The sequence below is a fragment of the Kitasatospora azatica KCTC 9699 genome (assembly GCF_000744785.1).
Lineage (GTDB): Bacteria > Actinomycetota > Actinomycetes > Streptomycetales > Streptomycetaceae > Kitasatospora > Kitasatospora azatica.
In genome coordinates this window covers 1,759,366-1,771,784 of sequence record NZ_JQMO01000003.1, presented here as the reverse complement: position 1 = coordinate 1,771,784, position 12,419 = coordinate 1,759,366, and the positions used below count along the sequence as shown (strand labels likewise).

General features: G+C 72.5%; 10 protein-coding genes. 3 read left to right on the top strand and 7 right to left on the bottom strand.

Annotated elements, in window-relative coordinates; all coding sequences use genetic code 11:
• Positions 1–1,149, top strand: a complete 1,149-nt coding sequence (locus tag BR98_RS18580) for a trypsin-like serine peptidase (RefSeq protein ID WP_051969905.1) — start codon at positions 1–3, stop codon at positions 1,147–1,149.
• A gap of 44 nt (positions 1,150–1,193) precedes the next feature.
• Positions 1,194–2,333: a trypsin-like serine peptidase gene (locus BR98_RS18575; RefSeq protein WP_051969904.1), complete on the top strand. Its 1,140-nt coding sequence runs from the start codon at positions 1,194–1,196 to the stop codon at positions 2,331–2,333.
• A gap of 84 nt (positions 2,334–2,417) precedes the next feature.
• Here BR98_RS18575 and hflX read toward each other — a convergent pair whose 3' ends face one another.
• The 5 genes from hflX to miaA form a co-directional block, all read right to left on the bottom strand.
• Complete coding sequence (hflX, locus tag BR98_RS18570; protein WP_035846131.1) at positions 2,418–3,935, bottom strand: GTPase HflX; 1,518 nt, start codon at positions 3,933–3,935, stop codon at positions 2,418–2,420.
• A 21-nt stretch (positions 3,936–3,956) separates the two neighbouring features.
• A complete protein-coding gene (locus tag BR98_RS18565; protein WP_083976716.1) occupies positions 3,957–6,464 on the bottom strand; it encodes a RelA/SpoT family protein in 2,508 nt (835 codons plus the stop codon).
• A 199-nt stretch (positions 6,465–6,663) separates the two neighbouring features.
• Complete coding sequence (gene dapF / locus BR98_RS18560; RefSeq protein WP_035846129.1) at positions 6,664–7,521, bottom strand: diaminopimelate epimerase; 858 nt, start codon at positions 7,519–7,521, stop codon at positions 6,664–6,666.
• A 43-nt stretch (positions 7,522–7,564) separates the two neighbouring features.
• Positions 7,565–8,053 carry a hypothetical protein gene (locus BR98_RS18555; protein ID WP_035846127.1) on the bottom strand — a complete coding sequence of 163 codons (489 nt, stop codon included), beginning with the start codon at positions 8,051–8,053 and terminating at the stop codon, positions 7,565–7,567.
• Between the two features lie 251 nt (positions 8,054–8,304).
• Positions 8,305–9,240 carry a tRNA (adenosine(37)-N6)-dimethylallyltransferase MiaA gene (miaA, locus tag BR98_RS18550; protein ID WP_035846125.1) on the bottom strand — a complete coding sequence of 312 codons (936 nt, stop codon included), beginning with the start codon at positions 9,238–9,240 and terminating at the stop codon, positions 8,305–8,307.
• A 132-nt stretch (positions 9,241–9,372) separates the two neighbouring features.
• Between miaA and BR98_RS42335 the strand changes: the two genes are divergently transcribed.
• Positions 9,373–10,017 carry an antitoxin gene (locus BR98_RS42335; protein WP_324606679.1) on the top strand — a complete coding sequence of 215 codons (645 nt, stop codon included), beginning with the start codon at positions 9,373–9,375 and terminating at the stop codon, positions 10,015–10,017.
• Positions 10,018–10,123: 106 nt separating this feature from the next.
• Here BR98_RS42335 and BR98_RS18540 read toward each other — a convergent pair whose 3' ends face one another.
• The gene (locus tag BR98_RS18540; protein WP_035846123.1) at positions 10,124–10,822 is read right to left on the bottom strand and encodes a class III extradiol dioxygenase subunit B-like domain-containing protein; all 699 of its coding nucleotides are present in this window, start codon (positions 10,820–10,822) and stop codon (positions 10,124–10,126) included.
• Between the two features lie 36 nt (positions 10,823–10,858).
• On the bottom strand, positions 10,859–12,385 hold the full coding sequence (gene miaB / locus BR98_RS18535) for a tRNA (N6-isopentenyl adenosine(37)-C2)-methylthiotransferase MiaB (RefSeq protein WP_035846122.1): 1,527 nt from the start codon (positions 12,383–12,385) through the stop codon (positions 10,859–10,861).
• Between the last annotated feature and the right edge of the window lie 34 nt (positions 12,386–12,419).

Here is a 12,419-nt window from a genome sequence, read left to right as displayed (position 1 = left end):
ATGTCACCGATCAACCGCACCAACCGCTCGCTGGCCTCGGCAGCCGCCGGCGTCACGGCGGCGCTGACCCTCTTCACGGCGACGGCCTGCGGCCCGGACGAGACCGAGAAGCCGCCGCCGGCGCCCTCCTCCGCGGCGGCCGTGGCAAGCCCGAGCGCGAGCGCGAGCAAGGCGGGCCTGCCGGCCGGCCTGCCCAGCCTGGACGACCTCAAGAAGTGGAAGTTCGAGGACTGGGACAACTGGGCCAAGCAGCACGTCGTCACCCCCGCCGCCAAGGGCTTCTGGGACTTGGAGAAGCTGCTCCAGGCCAAGCCCAAGGACCCGGTCAGCCCCAAGCAGCCGCCCACCGACGACGGCAACGACCCGCTGCCCAGCGCGATCCAGGCCAAGCCGATGACCCACCCGTACGCCCAGTACCCGGTGGACGGCAAGGTCTTCTTCGACATCGCCGCCAACCAGCACGCGGTCTGCTCGGCCACCGTGATCTCCGACCCGCAGCACCCGGGCAAGAGCAACCTGGTGTGGACCGCCGGCCACTGCCTGACCAGCGGCAAGACCAACCAGCAGTACTCGAACATCGCCTTCGTGCCGTCCTTCAACAGCTCCGGCGCGGTCAGCGGCGGCAAGCGGGCCAAGGCCGAGTCCGAGTACGCCCCGTACGGGGTCTGGGACGCCACCATGGCGATCACCTCGCCGCAGTGGTCGGCCGAGGGCGGCGAGTACGGCAGCGCGGCCAGCCAGTACGACTTCGCGATCCTCAAGGTGGAGAACCAGAACGGCGGCGGCAAGTCGCTGGAGGAGACGGTCGGCGGCTCGGTGCCGGTCTGGTTCAACGCCCCGCGCGACCAGCTGAAGATCACCGCGATCGGCTACCCGTCCGCCAAGCCCTTCGACGGCATGGAGATGGAGCGCTGCGAGGCCGGCAAGCCGTCCCGGCTCTCCTTCGACAAGACCCGCCCGCCGATGCAGGTGATCGGCTGCACGATGACCGCCGGTTCCAGCGGTGGCGGCTGGTTCGCGGTCAAGGACGGCAAGCCCGCGCTGGTCAGCAACACCTCGATCGGCCCTGAGGACAGCACCTGGCTGGCCGGTCCGTACCTGGACGACGTGGCCGCGAACGCCCTCTCCTACATCGCCAAGAAGAACTGACGACCCGTCCGCTCGACGACCCATCACAACGGGGAACTGAACACATGTCACACCGCATATCCCGCCGGGCCGGCCTGACCGCCGCCCTGGTCACCACGCTCGCACTGACCGCCGTCGGCTGCGGCCCGGACGAGACCAAGAGCACCGACGCCTCCTCGGCCGCCCCGAGCAGCGCCACCGCGAGCGGCGGCGGCAAGCCCGGCCTGGGCCTGCCGACCAGCCTGCAGGACCTGAAGAGCTGGAAGGCCGCGGACTGGTCCAACTGGGCCAAGCAGCACGTCTTCAAGAACGAGATCGTCAAGGACCTCTGGTCGGTGGACGCGATGAACTCCGCCACCCCGACCGAGGCGATGCGGCCGAGCACCAAGTCGGCCGTGGACACCTCGCAGAACGACCCGGTGCCCGCCTCGATCCCGGCCAAGGGCGAGCACCACCCGTACACCGGCAACATGGCGGTCTTCGGCAAGCTCTTCATGAAGAGCCCGCAGGGCACCTACGTCTGCTCCGGCACCGTGGTCTCCGACCCGCAGCACCCGGGCAAGAGCAACCTGGTGTGGACCGCCAGCCACTGCCTGCACGGCGGCAAGGGCCAGGACTGGCTGAAGAACATCGCCTTCATCCCCTCCTACAACCGCTCCGGCGCGGCCAGCGGCGGCAAGCGGGTCACGCTCGACCAGGTCGCCCCGTACGGCCGCTGGTGGGCCGACTACGCGACGGTCGCCCCGCAGTGGGTCGAGGAGGGCGGCGAGAGCGGCGGTCCGGTGAGCCAGTACGACTCCGGCATCATCCGGGTGACCAACCCCGACATGCCCGGCAAGTCGCTGGAGGAGATCGTCGGCGGCTCGGTGCCGGTCTGGTTCAACGCGCCGCGGGACAAGATCTCCGCGTTGACCGCCTACGGGTTCCCGTCCGCCAAGCCCTTCGACGGCCAGGAGCTGGAGTACTGCGACGGCGGCCGGCCGAGCAAGCTCTCCTTCGACGCCACCCGCCCCACCATGCTGACCATCGGCTGCACCATGACCGCCGGTTCCAGCGGCGGCGGCTGGCTGGCGCCCGGCCCGAACGGCAAGGCGGCGCTGGTCAGCAACACCTCGATCGGCCCGAACCCCTCGGCCTGGCTGGCCGGTCCGGAGCTGGATGACCAGGCCAAGCAGATGTTCGACTACATGACGCAGCTGCCGTAACCCGCAACGCCCGCAACGCCCGCAACGCCCGCAACGCCCGAGGGCCCGGAATCCAGCAGGATTCCGGGCCCTCGACGCGTACCGTCAGTGCTGCACGGCCACCGCGTAGCGCTCCAGCTCGGCGGCCAGCTCGGCCGCCACCTTGGCCCGCAGCAGGGTGCCCTCACCGGTGTGCTCGGTGGAGAGCAGCTCGCCCTCGGCGTGCACCCGGGAGACCAGGTCGCCGCGGGTGTACGGGACCAGCGCCTGCACCTCGACGGCGGGGCGCGGCAGCTCCTCGTCGATCAGCCGGAGCAGCTCCTCGATGCCCAGCCCGGAGCGGGCGGAGACCACGATCGCGTGCGGCTCGCGGCGCAGCAGCCGCTGCAGCACGTGCGGGTCGGCGGCGTCGGCCTTGTTGATCACCACGATCTCCGGCACGTTCTGTGCGTCGACCGAGACGATCACCTCGCGGACCGCGGCCAGCTGGGTCTCCGGCTCGGGGTGCGAGCCGTCCACCACGTGCAGGATCAGGTCGGCGTCAGCGACCTCCTCCATGGTCGAGCGGAAGGCCTCGACCAGGTGGTGCGGCAGGTGCCGGACGAATCCGACGGTGTCGGCCAGCGTGTAGATCCGGCCGGACGGGGTCTGGGCCCGGCGCACGGTCGGGTCCAGGGTGGCGAACAGCGCGTTCTCCACCAGGACGCCGGCGCCGGTGAGCCGGTTGAGCAGCGAGGACTTGCCGGCGTTGGTGTAGCCCGCGATCGCGACGGAGGGGACCTGGTGACGCCGGCGCTCCTGGCGCTTGGTGTCGCGGCCCTTCTTCATCTCGGCGATCTCCTTGCGGAGTTTCGCCATCTTCTCGCGGATCCGCCGCCGGTCGGTCTCGATCTTGGTCTCACCGGGACCACGGGTGGCCATGCCGCCGCCCGAGGAGCCGGAGCCACCGCCACCCATCTGCCGGGACAGCGACTGACCCCAACCGCGCAGTCGCGGCAGCATGTACTGCATCTGCGCGAGCGAGACCTGGGCCTTGCCCTCTCGGGACTTGGCGTGCTGGGCGAAGATGTCCAGGATCAGCGCGGTCCGGTCGACCACCTTGACCTTGACCACGTCCTCGAGGTGGATCAGCTGGCCGGGGGTGAGCTCACCGTCGCAGACCACGGTGTCGGCGCCGGTGCTCGCGACGATGTCGCGCAGCTCCTTGGCCTTGCCGGAGCCGATGTAGGTCGCGGCGTCGGGCTTGTCACGGCGCTGGATCACACCGTCGAGCACCTGGGATCCCGCGGTCTCGGCGAGGGCGGCGAGCTCGGCGAGCGAGTTCTCGGCCTCCTCCATCGTCCCGTCGGTCCACACCCCGACGAGCACCACGCGCTCCAGGCGGAGCTGGCGGTACTCGACCTCGGTGACGTCCTCGAGCTCGGTGGACAGACCCGCGACGCGGCGGAGCGCGGCGCGCTCGCTGCGGTCGTACTGGTCGCCGTCGTAGTTCTGGCCGAAGTCCTCGTCGAGCGCCGCGAGGTCCTCGTCCATCAGGGCTTCCGCCCGGAGGTCAGCGGGACGGCGAGCGCTGCGGCCGGCGGTCTCGCTGGAAAAATCGCGGTCTTCGAACGTGGAGGTCATCGTGTCCTTAAGGTCGTGAGACTACTGGGTCGAATCGGAGGGTCCGTCCACTGCGCCTAACGCGGCGGAGCGGTCCCGAATTCCCTTCGATGGTCGCATGTGCGCCGCCCCCGGGTCACCCGCATTTCCGGCGGAACGGGCGTGCGGGCGCAGTCTGGGCGGCCGGGGGGCCTCCAGACCGGGGCGGCGGACATCGTAGACCCCGGAGACCCGCAGCATCGCGCGCATCACCACCGGCAGCGTCGCGGCATGCGGCAGCTCGACGGTGTAGGTGTGCCGGACCCGCAGTTCCTCGGGCGGTTCGACCACGGCGGAGACGATGTCCAGGCCGGTGGCGGACATCGCGGCGGTCAGGTCGGCGAGCAGCCGGGGCCGGTTCAGCGCCTCGGCCTGCAGGGTGACCCGGAAGCCGCTGCCGGTGCCGGTCTCGGCGGGTGCGCCGGCCCCCGGCGCCCAGTCCAGCTGGACCGGGCCGCGCCCGGCCCCGCGCATCCGCTCGCCGGTCGGGCAGTCGGCCCGGTGCACGGCGATCGAGCCGCCGCGGATCTGGAAGCCGGTCACCCGGTCCGGCGGCACCGGCGTGCAGCAGCGGGCCAGTCGGACGGTGGCGCCCGGATGGCCGGGGGCGATCACCAGTCGACCGCGCCCCGCCAGGTGCCGGGCCGGCTGCGCGGGCGACGCCCGGGCCGGCTCGGGCACGGTGGCCGCCGGCTGCCCCGGGGCGGGGAGTCCGCCCGCGCCGGCCGGTGCCGGCACGGGATCGGCGCCCTGGGCCGGCTCGGCCGGCGCCGGGTGCCCGGCCAGCCAGCGTTCGATGGCGATCCGGGCGCCCGGGGTGCGGGCGAAGTCGAGCCACTGCGGGCTGGGCCCGGACGGCTCCGGGCCGCCCGGTGGTCCGGCCGGCTCGGTGAGCACGCCCAGCACGTCGCCGTCGGCCAGGGTGGTGGAGAGTGCGACCAGTCGCCCGTTGACCCGGGCGCCGATACAGCGGTGGCCGATCTCCTCGCCCAGCTGGTAGGCCGCGTCCACGCAGCTGGCGCCGGACGGCAGCACCAGGGTGGCGCCCTCCTCGGTGACGGCGGTGATCTCCCGGTCGTCGGAGAGGTCGGCGGTCAGGGTGGACCAGAAGGCGTCCGGGTCGGGGGTCTCCTGCTGCCACTCGAGCAGCCGGCTCAGCCAGCCGGGCCGGGCCGGGTCGGTGCCGTCCAGCTCGTCCCGACTGCCCTGCTCGCCGCCCGGCTGCTGCGGCTCCGACTGCTGCGGGCTGCCCAGCGCGACCACGCCGAACTCGGCGATCTGGTGCATCCGCGGGGTGCGGACCAGCACCTCGAAGACCTGGCCGTCCACCGAGACCGCGGTGTGCAGCGACTGGTAGAGGTTGAACTTGGGGCTCGCCACGAAGTCCTTGAACTCGCCCGGCAGCGGGGTCCAGCAGGTGTGCAGCTCGCCGAGGACGGCGTAGCAGTCGGCGTTCTCCTCGACCACCACCAGCAGTCGGGCCAGGTCGGCCGGGTGCGGCCGGCCGGGCCGACCGCCCCGGCCGCGACGCAGCAGCTCGCGGTGGACCGAGACGCAGTGCCGGGGGCGCAGCGTGACCTCGGCGCTGACCCCGGCCTCGGCCAGCTGTCGGCCCAGCGCCTGGGCGAACGGGATGAACAGTTCCTCCTGGGCGGCCTCCTGAGCGGCGATCAGGGCCCTGGTCCCGGCGTACTCCTCGGGGTGCAGGGTGGCGAAGACGATGTCCTCGAGCTCGGTCTTGACCACCTGGATGCCCAGCCGCTCGGCCAGCGGGATCAGCACGTCCCGGGTGACCTTGGCGATCCGCACCTGGCTGGCGGGCTTCATGTGACGGATCGTCCGCATGTTGTGCAGCCGGTCGGCGAGCTTGATCACCATCACCCGGACGTCGTCCCCGGTGGCGACCAGCATCTTGCGGAACGTTTCGGCCTCGGCTGCCGCGCCGAAGTCCACCTTCTCCAGCTTGGTCACCCCGTCGACCAGATAGGCCACCTCGGGTCCGAAGTCGGCGGCCACCTGATCGAGCGTCACCTCGGTGTCCTCGACCGTGTCGTGCAGCAGCGAGGCGACCAGGGTGGTGGTCTCGGCGCCGAGCTGGGCCAGGATCAGGGTCACGGCCAGCGGGTGGGTGATGTACGGCTCGCCGCTCTTGCGCTTCTGGCCGCGGTGGCTCTCCTCGGCCAGCCGGTAGGCGCGACCGAGCAGTGCGAGGTCGGCCTGCGGATGGTGCCGGCGGTGCACCTGGACGATCGGCTCGATCGCATCCGGCACCGGGCCGCGGCCGGTGGCCAGCAGGGCGGCGCGGCCCGCTCGGCCGAGCGCGGCCCGGCCGAGCAGTCGCCGGCCCTGCGTACCCGGTGCCTGCGTGCCCGGGGTCTGTGCACCCGGGGTCTGCGTGCCCGGTGTCTGTGTACCCGGCGTCTGCGTGTCCGAGCTCTGCGGTGCGGAACTGGGCTGGTCAACGGGCTGTTCAGCGGTCTGGCCGGTGGGCCGGCCGGTCTCAACGGTCATGGCAACCTCCGGCAGCGAACACCGGAGCGACGACTGCCCCGGTGGTCCATGCTACCGAGCAGACCACGTTCCGCGAGGCCCCGCTTCCGCTCTGTGCACGGGATCACCCGAATGGGCGGATTCAGGCACAAGCGGAACGGGGAAAGCGGCGCCGCCTACTGACCAGGCGTCAGCCGACAGCCCGTCACCCGACCGACCGTCAGAGCCAGCCCGGCTCGATCGTCCCTTCGGCCACGATCACCGCGGGTCCGGTCTTCTCGACTCGGCCGTCCGGGTACTCGGTGATCACCAGCCGCCCACCCGGCACGTCCACCGTGTAGCTGACCGGCTCGCCGGTGACCGCCGGGTCGAGGCCGTCGCGCCGGGCGGTGGCCACCGCCACCGCGCAGGCGCCGGTGCCGCAGGAGCGGGTCTCGCCGGAGCCGCGCTCGTGCACCCGCATGGCGACGTGCCGCTCGCCCCGGTCCACCACGAACTCCACGTTCACCCCGTCCGGGTACACCTCGGCCGGGCTGACCTCGGGGGCGGTGAACAGGTTGCCGGCCTCCGCCAGGTCGGCGACGAAGGAGACGGCGTGCGGGTTGCCCATGTTGACGTTGCGGGCCGGCCAGTGCCGCTCCCCCACCGTCACCTCGATCCGGTCCGGACCGGGCAGCACGGCCCGGCCCATGTCCACGGTGACGTTGCCGTCCTCGCCGATCACCACCTGGCGCACCCCCGCCCGGGTGGCCACCGCCAGCGGGCCCGGCTTCGCCAGTCCGGCGTGCACCAGGTAGTGGGCGAAGACCCGGACCCCGTTGCCGCACATCTCGGCGATGCTGCCGTCGGAGTTGCGGTAGTCCATGAACCACTCGGCCCGGTCGGCCTGGTCGGCGGCGGCCGGGTCGTTGGCCGAGCGGACCACCCGGAGCAGGCCGTCGCCGCCGATGCCGGCCCGGCGGTCGCAGAGCCGGGCCACCGTGGCCGGGTCGATCGCCAGCAGACCGTCCGGGTCGGGGACGATCACGAAGTCGTTCTCGGTGCCGTGGCCCTTGAGGAAGGGAATGGGTGCGCTCACCCTGCCGATGGTACTGACCAGGTGGGAAGCGCGATGCGCCGTCTCAGCCGCGCAGCTGGACGACCCGCCAGACGGCCAGTCCGAAGCAGCTGCAGGCGATCAGCGTGTAGGCGGCGATGGCCTGCCAACGGGCCGGTCGGCCGGAGCCGCGCCGGGGCAGCCCGGGCCAGGCGTAGCCAGCCCGGCGGGCCGCCATCGCACCCCAGCCGACCGAGGCGGAGGTGAGCAGCAGGCCGAGCATGCCGACCATCGAGCCGCCGTCACCCGAGCCGAAGGCCAGCGGGAAGGCGAACATCAGGGAGCCGATGACGCCGATCAGCACGATCGGCAGGATCTGCCACCAGCGCAGCCGGCGCAGCGGCCGGATCTCCCGTTCCAGCACCACGGGGTCGGCCGGCAGGCCGAGCGGGGCGTCGGGGTCCAGCGGCGGCAGCAGGTCGTCTGACGGCAGAACGGTGGGCAGGACGAAGGCCTCCTCGGCCAGGGCATGGCGGGGGAACTGGTCGGTCTCGGGGCCGGGACCCGTGGACACGCGGCCTCCCCTGACAGTTCGACACGAGCGCAGGACTCGCGAACGGTGGACCCGGCCCGCGCGACCGGTCCCTCTTGCCTCGATAATGGCATGTCCCAACGCGCTCACAGCGCGTAACCCGGGTCGCCGGGTGATCCGTGGCCAGGACGTGATCCGCCTGTAACCGCCGCTTCCTTCTGCACCTGCAGCTGCCGGGGCAGGTGCACTCCCGGATGGCCTGATCCGGTCGGGCGGCGGGCCGAAACCCGTCGTCAGATCTGTCGGTCGATCAACTCGAGCGAGCGTTCCAGCAGCTCGGCGGGGTCGGCCCCGGCGGGGCGGTCCAGCCAGTGGATCCGATCGTCCCGGCGGAACCAGGACTCCTGACGGCGCGCGAACCGCTTGGTGGCGCGCACCGTCTCGGCGTGCGCCTCCTGTTCGGTGCACTCCCCCGCGAAGTGCGCCAGCACCTGTTGGTAACCGAGCGCCCGACTGGCCGTCAGCCCCTCGCGCAACCCGTGCGCCTCCAGCGCCCGCACCTCGTCCAGCAACCCGGTCTGCCACATCCGGTCCACCCGCACGGCGATCCGCGCGTCCAGCTCGGGCCGGGGAACCGCGACCCCGATCTGGACGGCCGGGTAGACGGCGGTGTTGCTCGGCAGGCTGGCGGTGAACGGGCGACCGGTGAGCTCGATCACCTCCAGCGCCCGGACGATCCGGCGGCCGTTGCTGGGCAGGATCGCGGTGGCGGCGGCCGGGTCGGCGGCGGCCAGTCGGGCGTGCAGCACGGCCGGGCCCGCCGTCTCCAGCTCGGCCTCCAGCCGGGCCCGGATCGCCGGGTCGGTGCCGGGGAACTCCATCTCGTCGATCGCCGCGCGCACGTACAGGCCGGAGCCGCCGACCAGCACCGGTGGTCGGCCGGCCGCCAGCAGTCGGTCCATCTCGGCCCGGGCCAGCCGCTGGTACTCGGCGACGCTGGCGGTCTCGGTGACCTCCCAGACGTCCATCAGGTGGTGCGGGATCCCGTCGCGCTCGGCGGAGGTGAGCTTGGCCGTGCCGATGTCCATGCCCCGGTAGAGCTGCATCGAGTCGGTGTTGATCACCTCGCCGCCCAGCGCGCGGGCGATCGCCACGGCGAGGTCGGACTTGCCGGCGGCGGTCGCGCCGACCACGGAGACGACGGGCACGGATTCAGGGGAGCTGCTCACACCGCCAAGTCTCGCAAAGATCCAACCCCCACTCGAACGAGCGACGTGACCACCCCCTACCCGGGTCGTTGCCCGATTGGCGGTCGCGGATGCGGCCGAGTCCGCCGCAGACCGCGTAGCTTGGGAGAAGATATGGGTGTTTTCAGTTGGTTCCGCCGCCGGGAGCCCGCCACCACGACCACCGCAGCCACCGCCACCACGGTGACGGCCACCACGACACCGACGGCCGAGGCCGCCGAGGGGGGCGCCGTCGCCGTGCTGGCCCCCGAGAGCCGTACGGAGCAGGAGCCGCCGCCCGGCGTGCCGAGTGCCCGGACGGCTCCGGAGGCCGGCCCGGCGGCGGAGGCGCCGAGCGAGGGGGTGGCGCTGCCGGAGGGCTTGGCGCCCGACGTCGCCGAGCTGCTGGCCGCCGCCGTCGCCGCGGTGGCCCAGGGTGCGGCACCGGCGGAGGACAGCCATCCGCAGCGCCGACCCGAGCGGCCTGACACAGGAGACGAAGCCATGGGCCTGATGGACAACCTCAAGGGCAAGGCCGAGGAGCTCGCCACGGACCTCAAGGAGAAGGCGAGCCACCTGGCCGGCCAGCACAACGAGAAGATCGACGAGTTGGTGGACAAGGCCGGCGGCGCGATCGACAAGGCCACCAAGGGGAAGTACAGCGACAAGATCGCCACCGGCACCGAGAAGGCCAAGGGCGCGGTCGACGGCTTCGCCGAGAAGCCGGACGAGCACGGCGAGCCGGCCAAGCCGGAGGAGCCGGGCGCCAAGGAGAGCTGAGCAGCGAGCTGAGCACAGCCGGACGGGGCCGGGCGGATCGGATCGCCCGGCCCCGTCCGGCTGTCCGGCTGTCCGGCTGTCCGGCTGTCCGGCTGCGTTCTGGGGATCAGCTCCAGGACGCCACGAAGTACCCCACCCCGTACGGCGCCTCGGCGTACCGCAGCCGGCCGCCCAGCCCGGTGCCCCGGGCCGCCCCGGCCAGTACCTGCCAGGGCGCCCGCCCGGCCACCAGCAGCTCCGCGCAGAGCCCGGGGTCCAGCGCGGCCAGCGCCTCGGTGTCGGCCGAGCCCAGCGCCCGCGCCAGCTCGGCGTCGAAGTCCTCGGCCCGCTCGTCCAGGTAGCCGGGTGCCTTCAGCGAGCGGCGGGCGCTGCCGTCGCCGAGCACCAGCAGCCCGACCCGGTCGGCCAGCCCGGCCAGCCCCTGGCCCAGTCCGAGCATCCGGTCGGCCGGCGCGTCGGCCGGTACCGCGCAGGCATGGGTGGGCAGCGCGGCCTCGGCCTGTTCGAGCAGCCACGCGCCGACGCTGAGCGCCGGGCTGAGTTCGGGCCCCTCGACCCCGCCGGACGGCAGCCGGACGGCTCGGGGCACACCGAAGCGCTGGAAGGAGCCGAGGCCGCCCTCGGTCCAGACCTCGGCCTGCGGGCCGTCGCCGACCAGCACCAGCAGCTCGGGACCGGCGGCCAGCAGCTCGCCGACCGCAGCCGCACAGGCCGCCCGCAACCCGTCCAGTTCGGCGGCCGCCCCCGAGGCGACCTCGGGGACCAGCAGTGGCGGACAGGGGCAGACGGCGGCGGCGACCAGCATGTGGATCACTCTAGCCGCCGCCCCGAACCGCCCTGGTCAGTCGCAGCCGCAACCGTTGCTGGGCGCGGCACTCTGCGGGGCGGGGGCGCCGATGGTCGGCAGCCCGAGCATCACTCCGGCGGGCTTCGGCGCCGGGGCTGCGTTGCGCTTCTCCCAGGCGTCGCCGGCCCGGGTGCGCCGCACGCCGAGCATCGGGCCTTCGGCGAGCAGGTGGTGCGGGGCGGCGTAGGTGATCTCGACGGTCACCACGTCGCCCGGCCGGACCGGCTCGCTCGGGCGGGTGCTGTGCTGGTCGTTCGGCCCTCGCAAGCTCGGGTCGAAGTGGACCAGCCGGTTGTCGGGCGCGCGGCCGGAGAGCCGGTCGGTCCGGCTGTCCTTCTTGCCCTCGCCCTCGGCGACCAGGATCTCCAGGGTGCGGCCGACCTGCTTCTTGTTCTCCGCCCAGGAGATCTCCTCCTGGAGGGCGATCAGCCGGTCGTAGCGCTCCTGCACCACGGCCTTGGGGACCTGCTGGTCCATCTCGGCCGCCGGGGTGCCGGGCCGCTTGGAGTACTGGAAGGTGAAGGCGTTGGTGAACCGCGCCTCCCGGACCACGTGCAGGGTCTGCTCGAAGTCCTCGTCGGTCTCGCCGGGGAAGCCCACGATGATGTCGGTGGAGATGGCGGCGTCCGGCATCGCCTCGCGGACCTTGTTGATGATCCCGAGGAACCGCTCCTGGCGGTACGAGCGCTTCATCGCGCGCAGCACGGTGTCCGAGCCGGACTGCAGCGGCATGTGCAGCTGGTGCATCACGTTCGGGGTCTCGGCCATCGCGGCGATCACGTCGTCGGTGAAGTCGCGCGGGTGCGGGGAGGTGAAGCGGACCCGCTCCAAGCCCTCGATCTGGCCGCAGGCCCGCAGCAGCTTGGAGAAGGCCTCGCGGTCGCCCAGGTCGGAGCCGTAAGCGTTGACGTTCTGGCCGAGCAGGGTCACCTCGATGACGCCCTCGCCGACCAGCGCCTCGACCTCGGCGAGCACGTCGCCGGGGCGGCGGTCCTCCTCCTTGCCGCGCAGCGCCGGGACGATGCAGAAGGTGCAGGTGTTGTTGCAGCCGACCGAGATCGCCACCCAGGCGGCGTAGGCCGACTCGCGGCGGGTGGGCAGCGTCGAGGGGAAGGTCTCCAGCGACTCCAGGATCTCCACCTGGGCCTGCTGCTCGACCCGGGCCCGCTCCAGCAGCGCCGGCAGGTGACCGATGTTGTGGGTGCCGAAGACCACGTCGACCCAGGGCGCCTTGCGCACGATGGTGTCGCGGTCCTTCTGGGCCAGGCAGCCGCCGACGGCGATCTGCATGTCCTTGTGGCGGGTCTTGGCCGGGGCGAGCTGCCCGAGGTTGCCGTACAGCTTGTTGTCGGCGTTCTCGCGCACCGCGCAGGTGTTGAAGACCACCAGGTCCGGGTCCCCGACCTGGTCGGCCTTCACGTATCCGGCGTCCTCCAGCAGCCCCGCGAGGCGCTCCGAGTCGTGGACGTTCATCTGACAGCCGTGCGTGACGACCTTGTAAGTTCGCAAGCTCTCTCCCATACCCACAGCAGCAAGGGTAAGGGCAGCCGGCTTG

What these genes read in the sequence shown, in the direction of transcription:
- BR98_RS18580 (WP_051969905.1), top strand. Translation starts at nt 1, where the DNA reads ATGTCACCGATCAACCGCACCAACCGCTCGCTGGCCTCGGCAGCCGCC.
- BR98_RS18575 (WP_051969904.1), top strand. Translation starts at nt 1,194, where the DNA reads ATGTCACACCGCATATCCCGCCGGGCCGGCCTGACCGCCGCCCTGGTC.
- hflX (WP_035846131.1), bottom strand. Translation starts at nt 3,935, where the DNA reads ATGACCTCCACGTTCGAAGACCGCGATTTTTCCAGCGAGACCGCCGGC.
- BR98_RS18565 (WP_083976716.1), bottom strand. Translation starts at nt 6,464, where the DNA reads ATGACCGTTGAGACCGGCCGGCCCACCGGCCAGACCGCTGAACAGCCC.
- BR98_RS42335 (WP_324606679.1), top strand. Translation starts at nt 9,373, where the DNA reads ATGGGTGTTTTCAGTTGGTTCCGCCGCCGGGAGCCCGCCACCACGACC.
- BR98_RS18540 (WP_035846123.1), bottom strand. Translation starts at nt 10,822, where the DNA reads ATGCTGGTCGCCGCCGCCGTCTGCCCCTGTCCGCCACTGCTGGTCCCC.
- miaB (WP_035846122.1), bottom strand. Translation starts at nt 12,385, where the DNA reads ATGGGAGAGAGCTTGCGAACTTACAAGGTCGTCACGCACGGCTGTCAG.